The following is a 23,651-nucleotide window of genomic DNA, read 5'->3' as shown; positions in this document are numbered from 1 at the left end:
GGCATGGTGGCCGGCATGCCGACACCTGGCGGCCCAACTGCTGGCCGGCTGCGCACTTGGCATGGCCATGCCCATGCCCGGCCTGGCCAGCGGCGCCGACATGGTGCTGGCCACGCGCGTCACGGCAGGCGCCAAGCCCTGGCTCACGCCTGCGCACCGCCAATGGCTGCAGGCGCGCGGGCCGCTGACGCTGGGCATTTCCACGCCGGACCATCCGCCGCTGGGCATGATCGATGGCGATCGCTTCCAAGGCATCACGGCCGACCACCTGGGCCTGCTTTTTCCCACGCCCGTGCGCTTCAAGTCCTATGGATCGCGTGCGGCCGTGCTCGATGCGCTGCGCCGCGGCGAGATCGACCTGGCCTGCGGCGGCACCGAGCTGGAAGCCGAGCGCGCCGACCTGGCCCTGAGCGTGCCCTACCTGCCCAGCCAGCCCGTGCTGGTCTCCCCGTCGAATGCCCCCTTCGACGTTCGGCGCCGGGGTGCGCGGCTGGCCATGACGCCCGACCAGCTGCTGCGCTCCCAGGTGGCTGCCGCCTATCCCCTCAGCGAGCTGCTGACCTATGAAACACCCCGCCGCGCGCTGGAGGCGCTGAGCCTGGGCGAGATCGACGGCTTCGTCGGCGACACGGTCACGGTGCACTACCTGATCCAGGCCAACTACCTGCTCAACCTGCGCGTGCAGGGCTTTGCGCCCATAGAAAGCCGTGGCTTCGGCATGCTGGTGAGGCATGGCGATGCACAGCTGAAGGCCTACCTGGACCAGGCCCTGCCCAGCATCACCGTGCAGCACGGCGACGACATCCTGCGCAGCTGGAGTGGAAGCCGCCGCCCGCTGCTGGGCGGCGACCGCGTGGCGCTGACGCCCTCGGAAAAGCAGTGGCTGGATGCCCATCCGCGCATTCCCGTGGTCCTCAACGGCTCGCTGGGTCCGCTGGGACAGCTCGATGCCGACCGCCAGGCCCAGGGCATCGGCCCCGACTACCTGGACCTGATCAGCCGCCGCGCCGGCCTGCAGTTCGAGTACATCGCCGCGCGCAACTATTCCGAACTCGAAACCATGCTGGGCTCCGGCAAGGCCCTGCTCACCCCGGCGTACACCTCGCCGCCCACGGCCTCGCCCGATATCAGGCTGCTGCCGCCCTATCTGCGCAGCACGGTCGTGGTGATGGCCCGGCCCGAGGCCAACGCAGGCACCCCGCGCGACAAACCCATACACCACCTCCAGGGACTGGAGGGCAAGCGCGTGGCCATGGTGGCGGGCTTCTTTCTCGAAAGCACGGTGCGCAGGGAACATCCGAGCATACGGCTGCAGCTGTATGCCGACCTGACCCAGGCCCTGGCCAGCGTGGCGGCCAATGACAGCGATGCCTTCGTGGGCAACGACTACGCGGCGCGCTATGCCAACGCCCAGCAATTGGGCAGCCGGCTGCAGCTCACCGGCATCCTGGACGACTACACCCGCCCCATCAGCCTGGCCGTGCACGCCGCCGAACCTGAACTGCTGGGCATCCTGGAAAAGGCCCAGCTGTCCATCGCACCCGAAGAGGTGGCCGAAATCGTCCACCACTGGGCGCCGCACCATAACGGCAACGGCGCGAGCTTCTGGCGCGAGCACCGCCAGCGCCTGCTGCTGCTGGCCGGGGCGCTGGCCCTGGTCACGGTCATCTCACTGGTCTGGGGCTTTTACCTGAGCCGCCAGATGCGCAGGACACGCCGGGCCGAGCGGCGCGCCGAGGCCGCCAACCAGGCCAAGAGCCTGTTTCTGTCCACCACCAGCCACGAGATACGCACGCCGCTGAGCGCCGTCATCGGCTTGCTGGAACTGGCGCAGGACCGGGAAAAGCTCGGCCTGCCCCACCGCGATATGCTGGCCTCCGCCCACAAGGCCGCCCAGGGCATGCTGCTGTTGCTGGGCAATGTGCTGGATCTGCACCGCATCGAGTCGGGCCATATCGACTCCACGCTCCAGCCCGTGGCACTGCGCCCGCTGATCGAAGACATGGCCCCGCTGCTGCAAGGCCTGGCCCACGGCAAGCGGCTGTCGCTGCGCACCGAAGTGGGCAGCGGCGTGGACCACAGCGTGACGGCCGACCCGCTGCACCTCAAGCAGGTGCTGTTCAACCTGCTCAGCAATGCCATCAAGTTCACCGAGCGCGGCAGCGTCACCCTGCGCGCGCATGGCGCCAGCCGGCATGACCGCCTTCTGCTGCAGATGGAGGTCGAGGACACGGGCATCGGCATTGCGCCGCAGGACCAGGCCCGGCTGTTCCAGCCTTTCTCGCAGGTGGAAGGCGCCCACCAGGACAGGGCCTTTGGCAGCGGCCTGGGCCTGAGCATCACGCGGCGCCTGCTGGAGCACATGGGGGGAACCATCACGGTGGACAGCGCACCGGGCCGAGGCTCGCGCTTCACGGTCAGGCTGAGCCTGCCACTGGTGGAGCCGGACCACCGCATGCAGGCCGACGTCACGCCCGCGTCAGAGGGAATATTGCCCCTGGTCCTGCCCGCCTCGGTGGCGCTGCAAGGAAAGCCTCAGGCCAGTGCCGAGCCCCTGCCCGCATCACAGCCCGGGTCCGGGTCCGACCTCAGAATCCTGGCCGTGGAAGACTATCTGTTCAACCGCGAGCTGCTCAAGAGCCAGCTGGCCGCGCTGGGCCACGGCATCTGCCTGGCCGGCGATGGACAGGAAGCCTGGGCACGCTGCCTGGTCGAGTCCTTCGATCTCATCATCACCGATGGACGCATGCCGCTCATGGACGGCTTCGAGTTCATCCGGCGCCTGCGCCAGCGCGAGGCCGAAAACCAGCTGCGCCGCTGCCGCGTGATCGCACTGACCGCCAGCCCCGAAGCCTCCGAAGCGCTGCGCTACCTGCAGGCCGGCGCCGACGAGGTGCTGTCCAAGCCGGCTGCCATGGAAGACCTCAGGCGCGTCATCGAACAGGTGCGGAACGAGCTGCAGGGCGGCACGCCCGGCACCTGGCATCCGCCGCCCGCCGCGCCCTCCACGCTCAGCCCGGCCTGACCGTGCTGCTGGCCGTCACGCGGCTTTGCTCGAAGCGCTGGGCCAGCTCGCGGCGCAGGTCCTTGCGGATCAGCGCAGCCTGCCAGCGGCGCCTTTCCTCGTCGTTGGACGGCACCAGCGTCGGCACGGCGGCCGGCTGCTTGTTCTCGTCCACGGCCACCATGGTGAAAAAGCAGCTGTTCACATGGCGCACCACCTGGGTGCGGATGTCCTCGGCCACCACCTTGATGCCGATCTCCATCGACGACTTGCCCGTGTGGTTGACGCTGGCCAGGAAGGTCACCAGCTCGCCCACGTGGATGGGCTGCAGGAACATCACCTGGTCCACGCTCAGCGTGACCACATAACGGCCCGCGTAGCGGCTGGCGCAGGCATAGGCCACCTGGTCGAGCTGCTTGAGAACGGCGCCGCCATGGACGTTGCCCGAAAAGTTCGCCATGTCGGGCGACATGAGCACAGTCATGCTCAGCTGGTGCGATGGGAAATTCATCACGGGATTCTAGGAAAAAGCGCCATTGCGCGAGAATGGGCGCCCTTTTGCCCCCCGAGTGACGTTTTTGTGACCTCTTCCCTCTCTTTCGACGCCATCGTCATCGGCGCCGGCGCGGCCGGTCTGTTCTGCGCGGCCCAGGCCGGACAGCGTGGCCTGTCGGTGCTGCTCCTGGACCACGCGGAGAAGGTGGCAGAGAAGATCCGCATCTCGGGCGGTGGCCGCTGCAACTTCACCAACCGCGACCTGGACGTGCGCGCGCCCCACAAGCACTTCGTGGGCGGCAACCCGCAGTTCTGCCGCTCGGCCCTGTCGCGCTACACGCCGGCCGACTTCATTGCGCTCATGGACAGGCACGGCATCGCCCACCATGAAAAGCACAAGGGCCAGCTGTTTGCCGACCGCTCGGCCGAAGACATCATCGCCATGCTGCTGGCCGAATGCCAGGCCGGCGGCGTGCAGCGCTGGCAGCCCTGCAAGGTCGATTCCGTGGCGCACTCGGACGGCCAATACCGCCTGCAGACCAGCCGGGGCGCCGTGCAGGCGCCCAGCCTGGTCATCGCCACGGGCGGCCTGTCCATCCCCAAGATCGGCGCCACCGACTTCGGCTACCGCCTGGCCCAGCAATTCGGCCTGCCCCTGGTCGAACGCACGCCGGGCCTGGTGCCGCTGACCTTCGATGGCGACGCCTGGGCCCCCTACGCCCAGCTCGCGGGCCTGGCCCTGCCCGTGGAGATCAGCACCGGTAGCAAGAAAGAGCGTATGGCCTTCATGGAAGACCTGCTGTTCACGCACCGGGGCCTGTCGGGCCCGGCCGTGCTGCAGATATCGAGCTACTGGAAGCCCGGCACGCCCCTGAGCATCAACCTCGCGCCCGAGGTGGACCTGCAGGGCGAGCTGCTCAGGGCCAAGTCGCGCTCGCGCAAGCTCATCGCCAATGAACTGGCGCAGTGGCTGCCCTCGCGACTGGCCGATGCCTGGGTGCAGCAGGATGCTGCCTGGCAGCGCCCCATCGCCGAAGCCTCCGACAAGGCCCTGAACCAGCTGGCCGAGCGCCTGTCACGCTGGGAGATCGTGCCCACGGGCACGGAAGGCTACAAGAAGGCGGAAGTGACGCTGGGCGGCGTGGACACGCGGGCGCTCTGGCAGCAGACCATGGAATGCAAGACCCAGCCGGGCCTGTACTGCATTGGCGAAGTGGTGGATATCACCGGCTGGCTCGGCGGATACAACTTCCAATGGGCCTGGGCCAGTGGGTACGCCTGTGCGCAGGCCTTGCCTTCTGCCTGATTTGTCAGACCGCTTTCGTCTCGCGTATAATCGCCCGCTTTGCTGGCAATCGCCCCGTCGGCCAATACTAGTTAACTTTGGACGGGGACCAACCGCTGAACATGGCTCTCAGGCCCGATCTTCCCGGGAACCCGCTGTCAGCACAGATATCTGGAAATCTAGCTAATGACCACCATCCGCGTAAAAGAAAACGAGCCCTATGAAGTTGCCCTGCGCCGCTTCAAGCGCACCATCGAAAAGCTCGGCCTGCTGACCGACCTGCGCGCTCGCGAGTTCTACGAGAAGCCCACTGCCGAACGCAAGCGCAAGAAGGCTGCCGCCGTCAAGCGTCACTACAAGCGCGTTCGCAGCATGCAGCTGCCCAAGAAGCTGTACTGATCAGCCCTTGACCAGCCGGCTCTCGTCAGCCGCAAAACCCGCGCTCGGGACGCCAGGCGCGGGTTTTTTGTTTTTTGTTCCGTGTTTTCCGACGCCATCACCTCAGGAGAAAAGCCATGAGCCTCAAGGCCCAGATCACCGAAGACATGAAGACCGCCATGCGCGCCAAGGACAGCGAGCGCCTGGGCACCATCCGCCTGCTGCAGGCAGCGATGAAGCAAAAGGAAGTCGATGAGCGCATCGAGCTGGACGACGCCGCCGTCATCGCCATCGTGGACAAGCTGATCAAGCAGCGCAAGGACAGCATCGCCGCCTTCGAGGGCGCGGGCCGCCAGGACCTGGCCGACAAGGAAAAGGCCGAGATGGCCGTGCTGACCGCCTACCTGCCCGAGCGCATGTCGGCCGAGGAAGTGGCCACCGCCGTCAAGGCCATCGTGGCCGAACTGGGCGCATCCGGCCCCGGCGACATGGGCAAGGTCATGGGCGCGGTCAAGGCGCAACTGGCAGGCAAGGCCGACATGGGCCAGGTCTCCGCCGCAGTGAAGGCCGCCCTGGCAGGCTGATCCCCGGCCAGTCCGCTGCAGCAGCCGCCCCGCTCAGGGAGCGGCTGCCATCCACTCCTTCTTGAAGTGTTCCTGCAGGAACTCCACGCACACCCGCACCTTGGCCGACAGCTGCAGCCGCGTCGGATACACAGCCCAGACATTGGCCTCCTGCCGCCATTCGGGCAACACCTGCACCAGGCGCCCGGCCTGCAGATGGGCGCCCACATCCCATAGCGAGCGCAGCGCAATGCCGCGACCGTCCACGGCCCACTGCACCACCATCTCGCCGTTGTTGGCCGACAGCGGCCCCGTGACCTTCACCGCCTGCTCGGCCGCGCCCGCGCGCAGCCGCCACACGCCAAAGGCCTGGTCGCGCTCCTTGATGGCCAGGCAGTCATGGGCCGACAGCTCGGCCGGCGTGCGCGGCGTGCCACGGCGCGCCAGGTAGGCAGGCGCGGCGCACAGCACGCGGTGGTTGTCGGCCAGGCGCCGCGCAATCAGGTGGGACGCGATCTCGTCGCCCACGCGCACATCCAGATCGAAGCCCTCGCCCGCCACATCCACCAGCCGGTCGAACACGTCCAGCCGCACCTGCAGCCCCGGATGGCGCTCCACCAGCCTGGAAAGCGCGGGCGCGATCACATGCCGCCCGAAACCGAAGCTGCTGCTCACGCGCAGCAGGCCGCGCGGCTCGCTGCGCGTGATGACCACCTCCTGCATCAGCTGGTCCATGTCGTCGAGGATGCGCTGCGCCCAGTGGAAGACGCGCTCGCCCTCCTCGGTCACGGCCACGCGGCGCGTGGTGCGGTGCAGCAGCTTCACGCCCAGCTCTTCCTCCAGCAGGCGGATGCGCTTGCTCACATAGGCGGGCGAAGCCCCCAATTCCTCGGCCGCAGCGGCAAAGCCGGATTTGCGGGCCACCACGGTGAAGACGCGCAGGTCTTCGGGAGACGGCTGTTTATTCACGATCTGTAAATAATGGAACCACAGTTGGCCGATTGTATTTAGCCCTGGCGCAGCCAACAATGCCATGCATGCGGCCAGGCTGTCAGCGGCGCCGCTTCATATCCATCCATTCGATCCAAGGACAGACACCATGCAAGACACATTCAAGATCGCCGTCATCGCCGGTGACGGCATTGGCAAGGAAGTCATGCCCGAAGGCCTGCGCGCCCTGGAAGCTGCCGCCAGCCGCTTTGCGATCAAGCTCGAATTCCACCATTTCGACTGGGCCCACTGCGACTACTACCTGGCCCACGGAAAAATGATGCCCGACGACTGGAAGGCGCAGCTCTCCGGCATGGATGCCATCTTCTTCGGCGCCGTGGGCTGGCCCGCCACCGTGCCCGACCATGTCTCGCTGTGGGGCTCGCTGCTCAAGTTCCGCCGCGAGTTCGACCAGTACATCAACCTGCGCCCCGTTCGCCTGTTCGAGGGCGTGCCCTGCCCGCTGGCCGGCCGCAAGCCCGGCGACATCGACTACTACGTGGTGCGCGAGAACACCGAAGGCGAGTACACCTCGCTGGGCGGCATCATGTACGAGGGCACGGACCGCGAGATCGTGATCCAGGAATCGGTCTACTCGCGCAAGGGCGCCGAGCGCCTGCTCAAGTACGCCTTCGACCTGGCCCAAAGCCGCGAGCGCAAGCACGTCACCCTGGCCACCAAGAGCAACGGCATCGCCATCAGCATGCCCTGGTGGGACCAGCGCGCCGAGGACGTGGCCAAGGCCTACCCGGAAGTCACGCTGGACAAGCAGCACATCGACATCCTGACCGCGCGCTTCGTGCTGCAGCCGGGCCGCTTCGACGTGGTGGCCGCCACCAACCTGTTCGGCGACATCCTCAGCGACCTGGGCCCGGCCACCACGGGCACCATCGGCCTGGCCCCCTCGGCCAACCTCAACCCCGACCGCAGCTTCCCCAGCCTGTTCGAGCCCGTGCACGGCTCGGCGCCCGACATCTACGGCAAGAACATCGCCAACCCCATCGCCATGGTCTGGTCGGCGGCGCTGATGCTGGACTTCCTGACCCACGGCCAGGGCGCAGGCCGCGCGGCGCACGACGCCATCGTCTCGGCCATCGAGGAAGTCATCAGGAGCGGCCCGCGCACGCCCGACCTGGGCGGCACGGCCAGCACCACCGAGGTGGGCCAGGCCATCGCCCGGCGCATCGCTGCCGCCTGAGGCGCCGCGCCGGGGTTCATGCCGCCCGGCAGCCTGGCCTACCGGCCCATGCGGCCCATGCGGCCCCTGCGCAGCCTGCCGGCCCCCATCCCGGCCGCCAGCAGGCTCAGCATGACCAGCGCCACGGTGTGCAGGGCCGGCACAGGCGTGGGCACCGGCGCCGCCACCACGGCCTGTGTGAAGCCCTGGCTCATCGGGGCGTGGACTGCATCCCCGCTGTAGTCGACCACAAGGCCATGGGATCCGGCCGCCACGGGCAGCCGGACCGTGATGCTGGCGGCGCCGCCAACCAGGGGCGCCGACCCCAGCTGCGCCCCGTTGTACGAGACCGTGATGCTGCCCGAGGGGAGCGCCGCCGCCATCGCCCGCAGCGCCCCCCGTCGGTCCTGCGCCCCGGTCACGGCCGACACGCTGATGGTCACATCGTCGCCGGGCCGGGAAGGGTTGGGGGTGGAGGTGATCGCCAGGGTGGTTGTGGCCTGGGCGATCTGCACGCTTTGCTGCTGCCTTGCCGCCGCCTCGTAGTTCGCATCGCCGGCCTGGTCTGCCAGGATGCGGCAGGGTCCCGGCGCAATGAAGGAGACAGAACCGCCCGCGATGGTGCAATGGGCAGCCGTCGCCGCATCCACGGAGAACACCACCGCCTTGCCGGAAGCCCCGCCCGTTGCTGCCACGGCATAGGTATCGCCCACCTTGGCGGCCGCTGGCGCCACGGAAGTGAAGGCAATGGCCTGCGCGCCCTTGCCGATGCTCAGGGACAGGACTTGCCGGGCCGCAGGCAGATGGTTGGCATCCCCCTGCTGATCGGCGGCCAGCAGGCAGTTGTCCGTACCCGCCAGCCTGCCGGACACCTCGGCACCGCTGACGGAGCACGCCGCCGGCGTCAGGGAGCTGAACTGCACGGCCTGGGACGAGCCACCGCCGGCGGCGCTCAGAGCCACCCGTGCATCCACGACCAGGGGCGCCGGCATGCTCCAGACGATGTTCTGCGCAGCAGGCTGCACCGTCACCGGGTAAGCCACCTCGGGGGCGGGACCATAGGTCGCGTCGCCGCCCTGCCGGGCCGTCATCGTGCAAGTGCCTGCGGAATGGAAGCTGAACACCCCTGCGGCATCGACGGTGCAAACCTCTGGCGCAGATGCGGAAAACGTCACGGCCAGGCCGGAGGTAGCCGTTGCAACGGGCGTGAATGTCGTGCCGAAGGTTTGCGCCGACGGCTGCGCAAAGTCGATGGTCTGCTCCAGCCTGAGCGTGGTGAAGGGCACGCTGGCCACATCCGGCTGCACGCGGCCTGCGCCATCCCTGGCGATGAAGTGCAGCCTGTAGGCCGTATTCACCGCCAGCCCCCCGATATCGATATCGTGGACCACGCCTGCCGTCATGCCGACCGGGGAGCCGCCGGCCTGCAGCGCGGCGGCATCCGGCGCCGCGGCGGCCGCAGCAAGCACCTGCCAGTAGCCCGTGCCGTCCCGGTCCAGCGCCACGCGGGCCTTGGCCGTCACACCGCCCGCCTGCGGGTCGACGACGGGAGCCAGACTGAAGACCGGGCGGCCCAGCACATAGCCGGCAAACCCAGGGTTTTGCGCTGCATGCCACCCATCGGACAGGGATGACAGACCCGCCCAGACCGCATTGGCGGGGATGGTCGATGCGTCCATGGCGAGCAGGGTCTGGATGCCATCGAGCGAATAGTGGAAAACAGTGCTGTCGATGGGGCGCGGGAGGGAGGACCCCTCGATCTGAAAGGAGCTGATCGTGGCCCAGGCTGCCGCTGCGGGAATTCCCATGGGATCGCTCGTCCGCAGGACCTGGCCCTGGTAGCTGTATGTGTAGTCCTCGTTCCAACTGTTGAGACCCCAGCCGTCATCCCAGTAGTTGGAAGGGGTGACCCAATCCGCAGTGGAGGGCGGCGAGCCGCCTTGCTGCACCACGCCGCCCACGCTGAACGTGTATTCGGTCACCATGGACGTATACCAAGCGTTGGACTGCGTCTGGTAGCCCGTCATGACCAGCCCCTGCGCCGGCGCGGCCACGGCCGCGACGCAATGCAGGCCGGCTCCGAATACCACCACCCACGGCATCATGGCCCTGGAAAATTCCGCCTGAAGGCGACTGCCTCGTTCTCTCACATGCACTCCCGTTTCAACTTGCTGTTCTTCTGGTCCGTGCCGGGGGTATCGGCAATGCAGGAGCCTAGCGGCCGCACCTGCCCGCGCCTTGACTGCGCGTTGCGCTTTTCTTGACAGTGCGTCCCGCCCCCTGCGCAACGCGGGCTGCCGCGCCACCGTCAGTTCATTTGCCACCAAACGCCTGCTGCCCCCGGCCCTGCAAAGCGGCGATACGCCGTCCAACCGGGCCGTCGTCTGGGCGCGGAGATGGCGGCATTGCCCCCGCCGCAGGCCCCTGGCCGGCGAACAGGGCAAGATGGCCGGCTGCGGCATTCGGGCCGCTCAGACACAGCACGGAATCTCCATGAAGCACTACGACTACATCGTCATCGGCGGCGGCAGCGGCGGCATTGCATCGGCCAACCGCGCCGCCATGCACGGGCGCCACTGCGCGCTGATCGAAGCCGGCGAGATCGGCGGCACCTGCGTCAACGTGGGCTGCGTGCCCAAGAAGGTCATGTGGCATGCGGCCCAGATCGGCGAGGCCATGCACCGCTACGGCCCCGACTACGGCTGGGATGCCACCGTCAACCGCCTGGACTGGCAACGCCTGCTGGACAGCCGCAGCGCCTACATCGACCGCATCCATGCCTCGTATGAAATCGGCCTGGCGCGCAACAAGGTCGAGCTGATCCAGGGCTTCGGCCGCTTCGTGGATGCGCGCACCGTGGAGGTGGGCGGCCAGCGGCTCAGTGCCGATCACATCCTCATCGCCACGGGCACGCGCCCGGCACGGCCCGACATTCCGGGCGCCGAGCTGGGCATCGACTCCGACGGCTTCTTTGCCCTCAAGGCCCTGCCTGCGCGCACGGCCGTGGTGGGTGCCGGCTATATCGCCGTGGAGATTGCCGGCGTGCTGCACGCGCTGGGCTCGCAGACCCATCTGTTCCTGCGCCAGAACTCGGCACTGCGCGGGTTCGATCCGCTGCTGAGCCAGACCCTGATGGAAATCATGGAGGCCGAAGGCCCCGCCGTGCACCGCCAGGCCACCCCGAAGGCCGTGGTCCGCAACGCAGACGGCAGCCTGGACCTGCAACTGCAGGACGGCAGCAGCCACACCGTGGACTGCGTGGTCTGGGCCGTGGGCCGCCGGCCCGACACCTCGGGCCTGAACCTGGAGGCCGCAGGCGTGGCGCTGCAGGACAGCGGCCACATCGCTGTGGACAAGTTCCAGGACACCAATGTGCCCGGCATCCACGCCGTGGGCGACATCACGGGCCGCATCGAACTCACGCCCGTGGCCGTGGCCGCAGGCCGGCGCCTGTCCGAGCGCCTGTTCAACGGCAAGACCGGCGAGCACCTGGACTACGACAACGTACCCACCGTGGTCTTCAGCCACCCGCCCATCGGCACCGTGGGCCTGACCGAGCCGCAGGCGCGCGAGCGCTTTGGCGACGATCAGGTCAAGGTCTACCAGTCGGCCTTCACCGCCATGTACACGGCCGTCACGCGCCACCGCCAGCCCGCGCGCATGAAGCTGGTCTGCGTGGGCCCAGAGGAACGCATCGTGGGCATACACGGCATCGGCCTGGGGATGGACGAGATGCTGCAGGGCTTTGCCGTGGCCCTGAAGATGGGCGCCACCAAGCGCGACTTCGACGACACCGTGGCCATCCACCCCACGGCGGCCGAGGAGTTCGTGACCATGCGCTGAACAGGCGCACAGGCTGACCTCAGCGGTTGACCACGGCCTTGGGCAGGACACGCGCCGGGCGAGTGCGTGAGCTCGTTGAGCCAGCCCGGCAAACAGGTGGCCGCCAGGCCGCCCAGGTTGGCCAAGGCATCGGAAATGGCCGTGAGCAGGCCGATCTGCGCCGTGCTCCTGACGCCAGCCTCGCGGACGCTGGTGGGCACCCAGAAGCTGCGCGCGATCCACAGCTGCCGCCGCTCCTTCTCCCTTCTCCGAAATGGACCTCCTGCCCCTGCATGCCGCCGATGCCTGCATGGCTGGGGGCTGACATTTCAACTCCTTGCGGTGTCGACCATTGCCACCGTCCTTGGATCCTGCGTCGCCACTCTGGCGCACTGCAGCCGGCCCTGCTGGAAACAGCCGTACACGGTGGAAATTTCAAGCGCCTACGCTTAAATTCCCAAATCGATAGTCAAAAACAAACAAAGTATTTTCCCGATAGTCAAGGCAAATAGAAAAATTCACAATCCTTACAAGCAGGGAAAAAAGAGGCATCACTCCATGGAAAGCCTTGGTGTTCCTTTGTAGGCAATCCGACTTAATTGGAGTGCATACACCTTAATTTCCCGCATCAACCCAGAAGCCATGGGTCGAGATCCGCGATCGGAACCGAGGAGACATCCCATGCCCAGACTGTATTCGAAGACAGGGCATGGGCGAGCCCACGCCAGGCGGCATGCAGGCCAGCTTCTGGCCCCTGCGGCAAACGCACGCGCCGGGCAGCAGGCTGAAAGCAGTGTTCGCGCTGGAGGCCTTCCACCGTGCGGGCAGCGGCGCCGGGAGCCGCTTGGCCGATGAAGCCTTCTTGGCCCGCAGCGCCTATGGGGCTGAGCAGCGGCCGGGGCGCAACACCACACTCAACAAGGAGACAGATCCATGACAACCGATGTACTCGATGCCCGGTCCCCGTTGACCGGGTCGCGCAACGCGGGCCACCCTCTGCCGGCGGACCGCATGATCGTGGGCGCGCCCACGGGCGGCTGAGGAGCAGGTCATGCACGAAGCCCCCCGCCCCACCCTCCCGCCCATCGGCTGCAACGGCCGTGGCGTGCAGCGCTCCTCGCGCCACCAGCCCATCGGCCTGCAGGAGCTGCCCATACGCGAGCAGTTCCGCCTCGTCAGCGAGACCGGCGTGTTCGACTGCTTCGACCGCCTGCCGCTGCGCCACCAGCTGGCCGACTACGAGTCGGCCATCGCCGAATTCAAGCTGCCCGTGCACACCGCCAGCTGGTTCTACCGCCTGGGCGAGGACGAGGTCCTGCTGGCCGGCAACCTTCGCATCTGCCGCGAGATCGGCGTGCGCTGCCACAACATCATGACCTTCAAGCACCACCGCGACGGCCATGTGCTGTCCGATGTGGAAATCGCCGAACACTATCTGCGGGTCTATGACGACGCCATGGGCCTGGGCGTGGAGCCCAGCTTCGCGCTGCATGTGAACACGTGGACCGAAGACTTCCTGCGCGTGCGCAGCGTGGCCGGGCGCGTGCAGGCACGCGGCGTGCCCTTTCACTTCACGCTGGACTACAGCCATGTGAACTTCAAGATCGGCAACCCGGCCGAGCTGGACCGGTCTGGCGTGCGCGGGCTGCTCGAGCGCGGCGAACTGGTGCTGGACCCGTTCGAGCCCGGCTCGCTGTGCGAACAATGGCTGGACATGGGCATCGTGCGCTGGGCCCAGCTGCGAGCGGCCGGCCCCAACCAGCCCCTGAACCTGTGGCACCGCGACGAGGACGGCAGCCCGGGCCGGGGCATCCAGTACCCCATGCTGCGGCCCGGACCCGGCGAATGGCATTCGCCCTGGCATGCCTACCTGCTGGAGCCCTCCAAAGAGGCCATCCGCAAGGTGCTGGCCTGCCACCATGCGCAGCCGCACAGCCCGCTGCGCTACCTCACCACCGAATTCATCAATCTCCCCGACTACGGCCTGGGCGCAGGCTATGACCTGCTGGAGCAGAACGTGGCGGCCGCGCGCTTCATGCGGCAAGCCTGGGACGAGATCTGCGCCCGCCCCGTACTCCGGGCCTCCTGCGAAGGTGCAGCATGAACCCCGCACAACACCCCCAAGGCCATGCCGTCATCATCGGCGCCGGACACGCCGGTGGCACCCTGGCCGCCCTGCTGCGCCAGTACGGCCACCCGGGTCCGATCACTGTGGTCGGCGGCGAGGACCTGCCGCCCTACCTGCGCCCGCCGCTGTCCAGGGCATGGCTGCAGCAGGCCATGGGCCCGGACGAGCTGTTGCCGCGGCCCGCCGGCGCCTCCGCGGACCAGGCCATCGCCCTGCGCCCGGGCATGCGCGCCATGGCCATAGAGCCGGGCTCGCGGCAGGTGGCGCTGAACGACGGATCGGTGCTGCACTACGAACACCTGGTCATTGCCACAGGCTCCGCGCCGCGCTGGCTGGTCCTGCCCGGGGATGAGCGGCCTGGCATCACCTACCTGCGCACCATGGAAGACGCGCAGGCGCTGCGGGGCCATCTGCAGACCGCACGCTGCCTGGCCATCATCGGCGGCGGCTATGCGGGCCTCGAAATCGCTTCCACGGCCCGCAAGCTGGGCGTGCAGGTCCGGATCATCGAGCGCGAAGGCAGGCTGCTGACGCGCAGCGCCTCGCCGCAGATGGCTGCGCATCTGCTGCAGCTGCATGCAGGCCAGGGCGTGGAGGTGCATTTCAATGCAGCGGTCGCCGCCATCCAGGGAGACAGCCCCACCCGCATCACGGCCCTGTGGATGGCCGATGGCTCCCGACTGGAGTGCGATGCCGTGCTCATTGGCGTGGGCGCGGCGCCCTGCATGGAACTGGCGCAATCCCTCGGCCTGGACTGCGCCGACGGCATTGCCGTGGATGGCGAAGGCCGTACCGCCATGAGCGGCATCTACGCCATAGGCGATGCCACGCGCCGCCCGCTGGCCGGCTACCCCGGGCTGCACCGGCTCGAAAGCGTGCCCAGCGCGCTCGAACAGGCCCGGCGCGCGGCCTGCGCCATCACGGGCAGCGAACTGCCCGCCCATGAAACGCCCTGGTTCTGGTCCGATCAGTACGACACCAGGCTGCAGATCGCCGGCCTGCCCGGCCAGGGCGACCAGACCGTGCTGCGCGGCAACCCGGCCAGCGGCAGGTTCGCCGTCCTGCACCTGCGCGGCGGCCAGCTGTGCGCCGCCGAATGCGTGAATTCGCCGGGCGAATTCATGGCTGCGCGCAAGGCCATCGCCGCCACGCACTGCGCCGACCCCGGTTTCCCAACGCTCCCCTCCAAAGCCCCACTCACGTCATGATCTCCATTGCCTTCATGGAGCACGGCGGCAGCGAGCATGCGGTGCAGGCCACGGAGGGACAGAGCCTCATGCCGAATGCGGCGGCGCCGGTGGCGCAGCGCCAATGCAGCCGCAGCCGCAGGATCAGCGCGTTGCCAGGCTGCGCCCCACCGCCCGCAAACACTCCACCAGCAACCGCGTCGTCGCCGTCATCGGCTGGCCGCGCAGGGTGATCAGGCCCACGGGGGGCAGGTCGATGGGCACGGGCAGGTCCAGCACGGCGACCAGCCCCTGCTGCGCGAAATGCTCGGCCACGCCGCGCGCCATGAAGGCCACGGCGCCGCGCTGGTGCAGGAAGCTGATCTGCGACAGGAATGAGGCGGACTCCACCAGATCGGCCGGAGGATGCAGGCCGTGGGCGAAGAACTGCTGCTCCAGCTTCACGCGCAGCGATGCCCAGGGCGGGGGCATGACGCAGGGCATGTCGGCCAGCGCCTGCCAGCTCGCAGGCTGCGCCAGCAACGCATGGCCGGGGCGCACGACGGCGACCATGGGCTCGTCGTACAGGGCTTCGGTCTCCAGGTCGGGCGAGGCATAGCCGGGTTCGAGCCGGCCCACGAACAGGTCCAGCTCGCCCATGCGCAGCTTGGGCAGCAGCCGCGTGAGATCGCCCTCCTCGACCAGCACCGTGGTCTGGGCCGATCGCGCCTTCAACTGCTCGACGGCCCGGGCCAGCAGCACGGGCGTGGCCACGACCATGGCGCCCACGCTGGTGCGCCCGCGTGTGCCGCTGGCCTCGGCCGCCATTTCATCGCGCGTGCGTTCGAAGCCCGCCAGCACCGAGCGCGCAAAGCGCACCATGCTGACCCCGGCCGCCGTGGGCTCGGTGCCGCGCGTGGAGCGCTCGAACAGCGTCATGTCCAGCATGCGCTCTATCTCGGCCAGGGTCTTGGAGACGGCGGGCTGGGTGACGGCCAGGAACTCGGCGGCGCGGCCCAGGTGGCGGAACTGGTCCAGCGCCACCAGCAGCTGCAGATGGCGCAGCTTGAGGTTGGAGCGCAGCACGCGGTCTATCTTGCTCATGGGGTCTTCATAGCTTTGAGGTTATGAAGCCAGTCTATCTTTTCATTGGATTGTCATGATCAGGCGCTGAACAATCGCGCCAGTCAGCCCAAGGCCCGGATCACAGGGCTGCAAAAAGCCAATACAGGAGACAAGCGATGAACACCCCACGCACACGCCATGCAAGCCGGCGCGAATTCGTGCTCGCCACCCTCGGCGCCAGCGCACTGGCCGCCACCGGCCCCCTCTTCGCCCAGAACTGGCCCGAACGCCCCATCACCTTCATCTGCCCCTGGCCTGCGGGCGGCACGGCCGACCAGTCCATGCGCGCGCTGTGCACCGTGGCCGGCAAGCTGCTGGGCCAGCCGATCGCGGTGGAGAACCGCGCGGGCGCCTCGGGAATGATCGGCGCCAAGGCGCTGGCCTCGGCCAGGGCGGACGGCTACACCATCGGCCAGATTCCCATCTCGGTCACGCGCTTTTCGCAACTGGGCAGCCTGCAGGCCGATCCGCGCAAGGACTACACCTACATCGCGCGCACCTCGGGCCAGACCTTCGGCATTGCCGTGCCCGCCCATTCGCCGTTCAAGACGCTCAAGGACTTCGTGGCCGCCGCCAAGGCGAGGCCCGGCCAGGTGACCTATGCCCATGCAGGCGTGGGCGGTGCCACGCGTGTGGGCATGGAGGAGTTTGCGGGCGTGGCCGGCATACAGCTCAACCATGTGCCCTACAAGGGCGGCGCCGAGGCACTGCAGGGTGTGCTGGGCGGCCATGTGGATGCGCTGGCCGACTCCAGCTCCTGGGCCCCCCATGTGGAAGCCGGCAAGCTGCGCCTGCTGGCCACCTGGGGCGAGCAGCGCACGGCGCGCTTCAAGGACGTGCCCACGCTGCGCGAATGCGGCTACGACGTGGTGGTCGATGCGCCCAACGGCATCGGCGCGCCGCGTGGCCTGGACCCGGCCGTGGCGGCCAGGCTGCGCGAGGCCTTCCGCGCCGCCGTGGCCAGCCCCGAGTTCAAGTCCGTGGCCGAGAAGCTGGACGCGCCGCTGCTGTACCTGGATGGCCCGGACTACGAGAAATACGTCAACACGGTCTATCAAAAAGAGACCGTCCTCATCGACAAGCTCAAGCTGCGCGAATTGATGAAGGGCTGACAGCCCGCGAACCCACACCGATGAAAGCCCCGCATGTCCCGCACCGATAGCCCCCTGCTGCACCTGCATCCCAACGACAACGTGCTGGTCGCCAGGACCGCTCTGTCGCTGGGCCAGGAGATTCCCGAACTGGGCGTGCGCGCCCGCGCCCAGGTGCCTGCGGGCCACAAGATCGCCGCGCGCCGCATCGCAGAGGGCGAGCAGGTGAAGAAGTACGACACCGTGATCGGCGTGGCCACGCGTGAGCTGGAGGCCGGCGACTATGTGCACAGCCACAACCTGCGCATCGTGGACTACTACCGCGACCCGGCCTTCGGCGCCGATGTGCGGCCCGTGGACTATGTGCCCGAGGCGCAGCGCGCCAGCTTCCAGGGCTTTGTGCGCGCCGGCGGCGGCGTGGGCACGCGCAATTTCATCGGCATCCTGTCGTCGGTGAACTGCTCGGCTACGGTGATCAAGCGCATTGCCGCGCATTTCACGGCCGAGCGCATGGCAGCCTTCCCCAACGTGGACGGCGTGGTGGCCTTCGCCCAGACCAGCGGCTGCGGCATGTCCTCGCCCAGCGAGCATTTCGACGTGCTGCGCCGCACGCTGGCCGGCTATGCGCGCCACCCGAACCTGGCCGGCGTGCTCATCGTGGGCCTGGGCTGCGAGCGCAACCAGGTCGATGCCCTCGTGGAGTCGCAGGGCCTGTGCGAAGGCCGGCTCATGCGCACCCTGGTGATGCAGGAGGTCGGCGGCACGCGCGTGACCATAGAGGCAGGCATCCGCGCCATCGAAGAGATGCTGCCCGAAGCCGATGCCGCGCGGCGCAGCACGGTCAGTGCCAGCCACCTGAAGATCGGGCTGGAGTGCGGCGGCTCGGACGGCTTTTCGGGCATCACGGCCAACCCGGCACTGGGCGCGGCCATGGACATCCTGGTGCGCCACGGCGGCACGGCCATCCTGTCGGAAACGCCCGAGATCCATGGCGTGGAATTCATGCTCACGCGCCGCGCCATCACGCCAGCCGTAGGGCAGAAGCTGCTGGACCGCCTGGCCTGGTGGGAGCGCTACGCGGCCGGCCAGAACGCGCAGTTCAACGGCGTGGTCGGCCACGGCAACCAGGCCGGGGGCCTGGCCAACATCTTCGAGAAATCGCTGGGCTCGGCCATGAAGGGCGGCACCACGCCGCTGCGCGCCGTCTACGAATACGCCGAGCCCATCACCGAGCCGGGCTTCGTCTTCATGGATTCGCCGGGCTACGACCCCGTGGCCTCCACGGGCCAGATTGCCAGCGGTGCGCACCTGATCTGCTTCACCACGGGGCGCGGCTCCATGTTCGGCAGCAAGCCCGCGCCCACCATCAAGCTGGCCAGCAACACGCCCATGTACCGCCGCCTGGAGGAAGACATGGACATCAACTGCGGCCTGATCGTGGACGGCGAATGCGGCGTGCCCGAGATGGGGCAGCGCATCTTCGCGCAGATCCTGCGCCACGCCAGCGGCGAGCCCACCAAGAGCGAGGCCCTGGGCCTGGGCGACCATGAGTTCGTGCCCTGGCACCTGGGCATCGTGAGCTGATCCGCCCCTTGCAAACCTCGTATCCACCGATTCCATGCCACTGACCCTGACCCGCCCCGAGCTGCTGCGCAGCGCCAACTTCATCGCCGGCCAATGGACGACCGCGCCCGCCCCGCGCCTGGCCGTGACCGACCCCGCCACGGGCGCACTGATCACCGAGGTGCCCGACTCCGGCGCCGCCGAGGCCCGCGCCGCGCTGGACGCCGCGCATGCCGCCTTTCCCGCCTGGCGCAAGACGCCCGCCAAACAGCGCGCCGCCATCATCAAGCGCTGGAACGACCTGGTGCTGGCCCACCAGGACGACCTCGGCCGCCTCATCAGCCGCGAGCAGGGCAAGCCCCTGGCCGAGGGCAAGGGCGAGGTCGCCTACGCGGCCAGCTACATCGAATGGTTTGCCGAAGAGGCCACGCGCATGAACGGCGAGATCATTCCCGCGCCCGTGCCGGGCCGGCGCATGTTTGCGCTGCGCGAGCCCGTGGGCGTGGTGGCCGCCATCACGCCCTGGAACTTTCCTGCCGCCATGATCGCCCGCAAGATCGCGCCCGCGCTGGCCGCCGGCTGCACCGTGGTCTGCAAGCCCGCGGAAGACACGCCGCTGACCTCGCTGGCCCTGGTGCTGCTGGCCCAGGAGGCGGGCGTGCCGGCCGGCGTGCTCAACATCGTCACGGCCTCGCGCGAGAAGACGCCCGAGGTGGTGGATGTCTGGCTGGACGACGCGCGCGTGCGCAAGATCACCTTCACGGGCTCCACACCCGTGGGCAAGCACCTGGCGCGGCGCAGCGCCGACACGCTCAAGAAGCTCTCGCTGGAGCTGGGCGGCAATGCGCCCTTCATCGTCTTCGAGGACGCCGACATCGATGCCGCCGTTGACGGCTTCATGGCCGCCAAGTTCCGCAATGGCGGCCAGACCTGCGTGTGCCCCAACCGCGTCTTCGTGCACCGCAGCGTGCACGACACGTTCGCACAGAAGCTGGCCGCGCGCGTGGCCGCACTGCACGTGGGCCCGGCCAGCGACCCGGCCTCGCAGATCGGCCCCATGATCAATGCGCGCGCCGTGGAAAAGATCGAGCGCCATGTGCAGGACGCCGTGGCGCGCGGCGCCAGGGTGCTCACGGGCGGCAGGCGCCTGGATGCCCTGGGCGCCAACTACTACGCGCCCACCGTGCTCACGGGCGCCGATGCCTCCATGGCCTGCGCCTGCGAGGAAACCTTCGGCCCCGTGGCGCCGCTCACCGTCTTCGACAGCGAGGACGAGGTCATCGCAGCCGCCAACGACACGCCCTTCGGCCTGGCCGCCTACTTCTACAGCAACGACGCGCGCCGCATCTGGCGCATGGCCGATGCGTTGGAGACCGGCATCGTCGGCATCAACGAAGGCGCGCTGGCCGCCGAGGCAGCGCCCTTCGGCGGCGTCAAGGAATCGGGCTACGGCCGCGAGGGCTCCACCCACGGCCTGGACGACTACCTGCACACCAAGTACGTCTGCCAGGGCCTGCTGGACTGAATCTTTCCCTCCACGAAATCACCGGACACCATGCCAGCCCATAACCCCTTCAAGACCGCCCTGGCCGCAGGCCAGCCCCGCATCGGCCTGTGGCTGTCCATGGCCGACCCCTACCTGGCCGAGGCGGCCGCCACCTGCGGCTACGACTGGCTGCTGATCGACGGCGAGCACGCGCCCAACGACGTGCGCAGCACCCTGGCCGCGCTGCAGGCCGTGGCCCCGCACCCGGCCCAGGCCGTGGTGCGCGTGGTCGAAGGCAGCACGGCCCTGATCAAGCAAATGCTGGACATAGGCGCCACCACCTTGCTAGTGCCCATGGTGGACACGGCCGAACAGGCGCGCGCCGTGGTGTCCGCCACGCGCTACCCGCCGCTGGGCGTGCGCGGCGTGGGCAGCGCCGTGGGCCGCGCATCGCAGTGGAGCGCACGCGCCGACTACCTGCAGGTGGCCGACGACGAGATCTGCCTGCTGGTGCAGGCCGAGACCGTGGCCGCGCTGCACAACCTTGAAGCCATCTGCGCGGTGGACGGCGTGCACGGCGTCTTCATCGGCCCCGCCGACCTGGCCGCCTCCATGGGCCACCGCGGCAACCCGGGCCACCCCGAAGTGCAGGCCGCCATCGAGGGCGCGATGAAGACCATCATCGCCAGCGGCAAGGCGGCCGGCACCCTGACCTCGGACCCCGCCCTGGCCCGCCGCTACCTGGACCTGGGCTGCAGCTTCGTGGCCGTGGGCGTGGATGTGCTGCTGTTTGCGAATGCGGCGCGCAGGCTGCGGGGGCAGTTCGATGATTCGCCGGTGGCCACGCCTGCACAGCAGGCAGCTGCCGCCTATTGAATCAGCCAGCCACCAGCCAGGCCAGCAGCCCCGCCGCCGCTGCAGCGGCCGCCACACGCCGCGCGAACTGCGGTGCATAGGTCAGCAGCAGGCCCAGGGCCAGGGCCGCAAAGGTGAGCAGGCCCAGCCAGGCGGCCACGGCCACCGAGGCATTCCAGCGCAGCAGGCAAGGCGCCAGCGATAGGGCCAGCAGCGCGTAGCCGGCCAGCCGCCAGGCCTTCAGGCGCGCGGGCGCCAGGCCTTCGGTGCCCAGTTGGTCCTGGTGCCGGTCCATGGAAGCGGCGACGACGGCAAAGCCTGCAAAGGCCAGAAAAAAGGCGGCAAGAATCATCATGACGCGCGCTCCAGCGTGGGGGCATGGCTGGCGGCACGGGCTTGCGTGCGGGGGGCTGCAGGCGCTGCAGCCGCTGCCGGCTTGCCGCGCAGCAGCCACCAGGCCACCACGCCGTGGATGGCGGCCAGGCCCAGCATCAGCAACTCGAAGCTGGCGATGCTCCACTGCCCGTTGGCCATGGTCTGCACCAGCGATGCGCCGCCCGTCAGCAGGTTGAGCAGGGGCAGCAGCGCATACAGCACGGCGGCCAGCGCCATCTGCTGCAGCCAGGCATTGCGGTGAGAGACCCGCAGCGGATGCAGCAGGCACAGCAGCCAGATCAGGAAGAAGCCGTTGATCTCCCAATCACTGCGCGCCTGCATGGGCACGGGCAGCAGGCGGTTGAGCCAGAAGAAGCCGGCCACGGCCACCGACAGGCCCGCGATGGAGCCCACGTTGAGCACCTCCACCAGACGGTGGCCGAAGGGCGTGCGGCCCAGCTTGCGGCGCTCGGGCATGCGCTTGACCACCCACAGCACCATGCCGGACGCGGCCATGAAGGTGCCGACCACGCCGCTGAGCAGCAGCAGCCAGCGCGTGGCGGGCTCTGCAAAGCGGCCCAGGTGCACGCCGGTGATCACGTTGCTGGTGGCGCGCACCCATGAGATGGCGGGCGCCTCGGCGCTGGCCTGCAACTGGCCGGTCACGCCGTCGAAGCGCAGGGTCTCGGACTGGCCGCGGTTGATGAGGCTCATGCCGCCGCCTTCGCGCAGCTCCACCACCGCGCGCGAGGTGCCGGGCGCGTTGACCGTGATGCTGCCCACGCCGTGCTCGGGCCAGCGGCGCGCGCCCTCGGCCAGCATGGGCGCGATATCGGCCAGCGCAGCGGCCTGGCGCTCCTGTTTGTCACCGCGCGCGCCCGGGCCCTGGTTGGCCGCCTGACCGCGCGCGCCCCGCACATCGGCGAAGTAGGCATTGGTGTCGCCGTTGTAGGCCGCCTGTATGCCCCAGGGCATGAGCATGAACATCAGCAGCACCAGTCCGCTGAAGGTGATGACGATGTGAAACGGCAGCGCCAGCACGGCCGTGGCGTTGTGCGCGTCCAGCCAGGAGCGCTGGCCCTTGCGCGGGCGGAAGGTGAAGAAGTCCGTGAAGATCTTCTTGTGCGTGATCACGCCCGTGATGATGGCCACGAACATCAGCATGGTGGCGAAGCCCACGATCCAGCGGCCCCAGATGCGCGGCATGGCGTGCAGCTCGAAGTGGAAGCGGTAGAAGAAGTTGCCGGCGCGTGTCTCGCGCGGCTCCAGCTTCTCGCCCGTGGCGGCGTCGATCTCGGCGCGCCTGGTGCCTGCGCGGCCCGTGGCGGCGCCGGGCTCGCGCCAGGATGCGGCCACGGCCACCTGGCGCGGGCCGGGCAGGCCCAGCGTCCAGGTCGTGGCCTCCGGCGCGATGCGCTGCATGGCCTCCAGTGCGCGCTGCGCGGTATCGGCGTCCTGCACCGAGCCGTGCAGCTCGGGCCGCATCCAGTCGTTGATCTCGTCGCGGAAATAGCTCAGGGTGCCCGTGAAGAACACCGCGTAGAGCAGCCAGCCCAGCAGCAGGCCGCTCCAGGTGTGCAGCCAGGACATGGACTGGCGCAGTCCCTCGGGTTTGCCGTCTGCCCTCATGCGGCGGCTCCGTTCGACAGCACCCAGGCCAGCAGTCCCAGGCCCGCGCCCGGCAGGCCGATCACGGCCCAGGCGCGCCAGGCGCTGGCGCAGCCAAAGGCCCACATGGCCGCCACGGCGTAGATGATGAAGGCCAGCAGCGTCGAGCCCAGCGCCGCATCGGCCCGTTCCACGCCCAGCCAGACCATGGCGCGCGCGCCCGTGGCGGCGCAGGCGGCCGACAGCAGATAGCCGCCGCCGATCGCCGCCAAGGCGCGCGAGGCCACGGCCACGCGGTAGCGCAGCAAGGATGGAGAGGACCCTCCCGGGGTCGAGGCTTGCATGGGGATGACCTTTCTTGCGGATCGTTGCCCGTCATGGACGCCGCGGCCGCTGCAGACACCACGCGCAGGCCCGGACGGACAAAGGCGCCACAACAGTTCAAGGTCTGTGCGGCGCCGGGCGTTGGCCGCGCGCCTGGAGCACGCCGCCTTTCAAAGAGCGGGAATGATAATGATTTTTATTACCCGAGTCATTTAA

At 68.7% G+C, this 23,651-nt stretch carries 20 protein-coding genes; 13 read left to right on the top strand and 7 right to left on the bottom strand.

Annotated features, from left to right (window positions below; all coding sequences use genetic code 11):
- Positions 1–61 precede the first annotated feature (61 nt).
- A complete protein-coding gene (locus ACN20X_RS11190) occupies positions 62–3,025 on the top strand; it encodes an ATP-binding protein (protein WP_473210608.1) in 2,964 nt (987 codons plus the stop codon).
- Here ACN20X_RS11190 and ACN20X_RS11185 read toward each other — a convergent pair.
- Positions 3,012–3,515, bottom strand: a complete 504-nt coding sequence (locus ACN20X_RS11185; RefSeq protein WP_017406259.1) for an acyl-CoA thioesterase — start codon at positions 3,513–3,515, stop codon at positions 3,012–3,014. The two genes, ACN20X_RS11190 and ACN20X_RS11185, sit on opposite strands and share 14 nt — an antisense overlap.
- A gap of 69 nt (positions 3,516–3,584) precedes the next feature.
- Here ACN20X_RS11185 and ACN20X_RS11180 point away from each other — a divergent pair, with 69 nt between their 5' ends.
- The 3 genes from ACN20X_RS11180 to ACN20X_RS11170 all read left to right on the top strand — a co-directional run bounded on the left by ACN20X_RS11180 (position 3,585) and on the right by ACN20X_RS11170 (position 5,746).
- Positions 3,585–4,805: a BaiN/RdsA family NAD(P)/FAD-dependent oxidoreductase gene (locus ACN20X_RS11180; protein ID WP_473210607.1), complete on the top strand. Its 1,221-nt coding sequence runs from the start codon at positions 3,585–3,587 to the stop codon at positions 4,803–4,805.
- A 165-nt stretch (positions 4,806–4,970) separates the two neighbouring features.
- Positions 4,971–5,183, top strand: a complete 213-nt coding sequence (gene rpsU / locus ACN20X_RS11175; protein WP_003052999.1) for a 30S ribosomal protein S21 — start codon at positions 4,971–4,973, stop codon at positions 5,181–5,183.
- A 116-nt stretch (positions 5,184–5,299) separates the two neighbouring features.
- The gene (locus ACN20X_RS11170; RefSeq protein WP_016449728.1) at positions 5,300–5,746 is read left to right on the top strand and encodes a GatB/YqeY domain-containing protein; all 447 of its coding nucleotides are present in this window, start codon (positions 5,300–5,302) and stop codon (positions 5,744–5,746) included.
- Positions 5,747–5,779: 33 nt separating this feature from the next.
- Here ACN20X_RS11170 and ACN20X_RS11165 read toward each other — a convergent pair whose 3' ends face one another.
- The gene (locus ACN20X_RS11165; protein WP_473210606.1) at positions 5,780–6,694 is read right to left on the bottom strand and encodes a LysR substrate-binding domain-containing protein; all 915 of its coding nucleotides are present in this window, start codon (positions 6,692–6,694) and stop codon (positions 5,780–5,782) included.
- Positions 6,695–6,824: 130 nt separating this feature from the next.
- Between ACN20X_RS11165 and ACN20X_RS11160 the strand changes: the two genes are divergently transcribed.
- On the top strand, positions 6,825–7,913 hold the full coding sequence (locus ACN20X_RS11160; protein ID WP_017406912.1) for a tartrate dehydrogenase: 1,089 nt from the start codon (positions 6,825–6,827) through the stop codon (positions 7,911–7,913).
- 38 nt (positions 7,914–7,951) lie between these two features.
- Here ACN20X_RS11160 and ACN20X_RS11155 read toward each other — a convergent pair whose 3' ends face one another.
- Positions 7,952–9,997 carry an Ig-like domain-containing protein gene (locus tag ACN20X_RS11155; RefSeq protein ID WP_473210605.1) on the bottom strand — a complete coding sequence of 682 codons (2,046 nt, stop codon included), beginning with the start codon at positions 9,995–9,997 and terminating at the stop codon, positions 7,952–7,954.
- Between the two features lie 388 nt (positions 9,998–10,385).
- On the opposite strand from ACN20X_RS11155, the gene gorA reads away from it, so the two are divergent.
- From gorA to ACN20X_RS11135, 4 genes are all read left to right on the top strand, one after another.
- Entirely contained in the window at positions 10,386–11,735 is a 1,350-nt protein-coding gene (gorA, locus tag ACN20X_RS11150) for a glutathione-disulfide reductase (protein WP_473210604.1), read from the top strand.
- 688 nt (positions 11,736–12,423) lie between these two features.
- Positions 12,424–12,651: a hypothetical protein gene (locus ACN20X_RS11145; RefSeq protein ID WP_473210603.1), complete on the top strand. Its 228-nt coding sequence runs from the start codon at positions 12,424–12,426 to the stop codon at positions 12,649–12,651.
- Between the two features lie 114 nt (positions 12,652–12,765).
- The gene (locus ACN20X_RS11140) at positions 12,766–13,818 is read left to right on the top strand and encodes a hypothetical protein (RefSeq protein WP_016449735.1); all 1,053 of its coding nucleotides are present in this window, start codon (positions 12,766–12,768) and stop codon (positions 13,816–13,818) included.
- Entirely contained in the window at positions 13,815–15,050 is a 1,236-nt protein-coding gene (locus ACN20X_RS11135; RefSeq protein WP_209670668.1) for an NAD(P)/FAD-dependent oxidoreductase, read from the top strand. The genes ACN20X_RS11140 and ACN20X_RS11135 overlap by 4 nt, the downstream gene beginning before the upstream one ends.
- A 123-nt stretch (positions 15,051–15,173) precedes the next feature.
- On the opposite strand, the gene ACN20X_RS11130 is transcribed toward ACN20X_RS11135, so the two are convergent.
- Positions 15,174–16,112: a LysR substrate-binding domain-containing protein gene (locus ACN20X_RS11130; protein WP_043791045.1), complete on the bottom strand. Its 939-nt coding sequence runs from the start codon at positions 16,110–16,112 to the stop codon at positions 15,174–15,176.
- A gap of 137 nt (positions 16,113–16,249) precedes the next feature.
- Between ACN20X_RS11130 and ACN20X_RS11125 the strand changes: the two genes are divergently transcribed.
- Genes ACN20X_RS11125 through hpaI form a run of 4 tightly spaced genes read left to right on the top strand, consistent with a single transcriptional unit; the run spans position 16,250 to position 21,149 of the window.
- Complete coding sequence (locus ACN20X_RS11125) at positions 16,250–17,245, top strand: Bug family tripartite tricarboxylate transporter substrate binding protein (protein WP_473210602.1); 996 nt, start codon at positions 16,250–16,252, stop codon at positions 17,243–17,245.
- A 33-nt stretch (positions 17,246–17,278) separates the two neighbouring features.
- Positions 17,279–18,808, top strand: a complete 1,530-nt coding sequence (locus tag ACN20X_RS11120) for a UxaA family hydrolase (protein WP_016453813.1) — start codon at positions 17,279–17,281, stop codon at positions 18,806–18,808.
- 34 nt (positions 18,809–18,842) lie between these two features.
- Positions 18,843–20,312: an NAD-dependent succinate-semialdehyde dehydrogenase gene (locus tag ACN20X_RS11115; RefSeq protein WP_133073263.1), complete on the top strand. Its 1,470-nt coding sequence runs from the start codon at positions 18,843–18,845 to the stop codon at positions 20,310–20,312.
- A gap of 30 nt (positions 20,313–20,342) precedes the next feature.
- On the top strand, positions 20,343–21,149 hold the full coding sequence (gene hpaI, locus ACN20X_RS11110) for a 4-hydroxy-2-oxoheptanedioate aldolase (RefSeq protein ID WP_473210601.1): 807 nt from the start codon (positions 20,343–20,345) through the stop codon (positions 21,147–21,149).
- 1 nt (position 21,150) lies between these two features.
- Here hpaI and ACN20X_RS11105 read toward each other — a convergent pair whose 3' ends face one another.
- The 3 genes from ACN20X_RS11105 to ACN20X_RS11095 are packed head-to-tail and all read right to left on the bottom strand — an operon-like array spanning position 21,151 to position 23,455.
- A complete protein-coding gene (locus tag ACN20X_RS11105) occupies positions 21,151–21,483 on the bottom strand; it encodes a DUF3325 family protein (protein ID WP_088166825.1) in 333 nt (110 codons plus the stop codon).
- Positions 21,480–23,132, bottom strand: a complete 1,653-nt coding sequence (locus tag ACN20X_RS11100; RefSeq protein WP_279492970.1) for a PepSY-associated TM helix domain-containing protein — start codon at positions 23,130–23,132, stop codon at positions 21,480–21,482. The genes ACN20X_RS11105 and ACN20X_RS11100 overlap by 4 nt, the downstream gene beginning before the upstream one ends.
- On the bottom strand, positions 23,129–23,455 hold the full coding sequence (locus tag ACN20X_RS11095) for a DUF3649 domain-containing protein (protein WP_016449744.1): 327 nt from the start codon (positions 23,453–23,455) through the stop codon (positions 23,129–23,131). Before ACN20X_RS11095 ends, ACN20X_RS11100 begins: the two co-directional genes overlap by 4 nt.
- Between the last annotated feature and the right edge of the window lie 196 nt (positions 23,456–23,651).

Source organism: Delftia sp. PX-1, assembly GCF_055797465.1.
This window is presented reverse-complemented; position numbering and strand designations above follow the sequence as displayed.

What these genes read in the sequence shown, in the direction of transcription:
- ACN20X_RS11190 (WP_473210608.1), top strand. Translation starts at nt 62, where the DNA reads ATGGCCATGCCCATGCCCGGCCTGGCCAGCGGCGCCGACATGGTGCTG.
- ACN20X_RS11185 (WP_017406259.1), bottom strand. Translation starts at nt 3,515, where the DNA reads ATGAATTTCCCATCGCACCAGCTGAGCATGACTGTGCTCATGTCGCCC.
- rpsU (WP_003052999.1), top strand. Translation starts at nt 4,971, where the DNA reads ATGACCACCATCCGCGTAAAAGAAAACGAGCCCTATGAAGTTGCCCTG.
- ACN20X_RS11170 (WP_016449728.1), top strand. Translation starts at nt 5,300, where the DNA reads ATGAGCCTCAAGGCCCAGATCACCGAAGACATGAAGACCGCCATGCGC.
- ACN20X_RS11160 (WP_017406912.1), top strand. Translation starts at nt 6,825, where the DNA reads ATGCAAGACACATTCAAGATCGCCGTCATCGCCGGTGACGGCATTGGC.
- ACN20X_RS11155 (WP_473210605.1), bottom strand. Translation starts at nt 9,997, where the DNA reads ATGATGCCGTGGGTGGTGGTATTCGGAGCCGGCCTGCATTGCGTCGCG.
- gorA (WP_473210604.1), top strand. Translation starts at nt 10,386, where the DNA reads ATGAAGCACTACGACTACATCGTCATCGGCGGCGGCAGCGGCGGCATT.
- ACN20X_RS11145 (WP_473210603.1), top strand. Translation starts at nt 12,424, where the DNA reads ATGGGCGAGCCCACGCCAGGCGGCATGCAGGCCAGCTTCTGGCCCCTG.
- ACN20X_RS11140 (WP_016449735.1), top strand. Translation starts at nt 12,766, where the DNA reads ATGCACGAAGCCCCCCGCCCCACCCTCCCGCCCATCGGCTGCAACGGC.
- ACN20X_RS11135 (WP_209670668.1), top strand. Translation starts at nt 13,815, where the DNA reads ATGAACCCCGCACAACACCCCCAAGGCCATGCCGTCATCATCGGCGCC.
- ACN20X_RS11130 (WP_043791045.1), bottom strand. Translation starts at nt 16,112, where the DNA reads ATGAGCAAGATAGACCGCGTGCTGCGCTCCAACCTCAAGCTGCGCCAT.
- ACN20X_RS11125 (WP_473210602.1), top strand. Translation starts at nt 16,250, where the DNA reads ATGAACACCCCACGCACACGCCATGCAAGCCGGCGCGAATTCGTGCTC.
- ACN20X_RS11120 (WP_016453813.1), top strand. Translation starts at nt 17,279, where the DNA reads ATGTCCCGCACCGATAGCCCCCTGCTGCACCTGCATCCCAACGACAAC.
- ACN20X_RS11115 (WP_133073263.1), top strand. Translation starts at nt 18,843, where the DNA reads ATGCCACTGACCCTGACCCGCCCCGAGCTGCTGCGCAGCGCCAACTTC.
- hpaI (WP_473210601.1), top strand. Translation starts at nt 20,343, where the DNA reads ATGCCAGCCCATAACCCCTTCAAGACCGCCCTGGCCGCAGGCCAGCCC.
- ACN20X_RS11105 (WP_088166825.1), bottom strand. Translation starts at nt 21,483, where the DNA reads ATGATGATTCTTGCCGCCTTTTTTCTGGCCTTTGCAGGCTTTGCCGTC.
- ACN20X_RS11100 (WP_279492970.1), bottom strand. Translation starts at nt 23,132, where the DNA reads ATGAGGGCAGACGGCAAACCCGAGGGACTGCGCCAGTCCATGTCCTGG.
- ACN20X_RS11095 (WP_016449744.1), bottom strand. Translation starts at nt 23,455, where the DNA reads ATGCAAGCCTCGACCCCGGGAGGGTCCTCTCCATCCTTGCTGCGCTAC.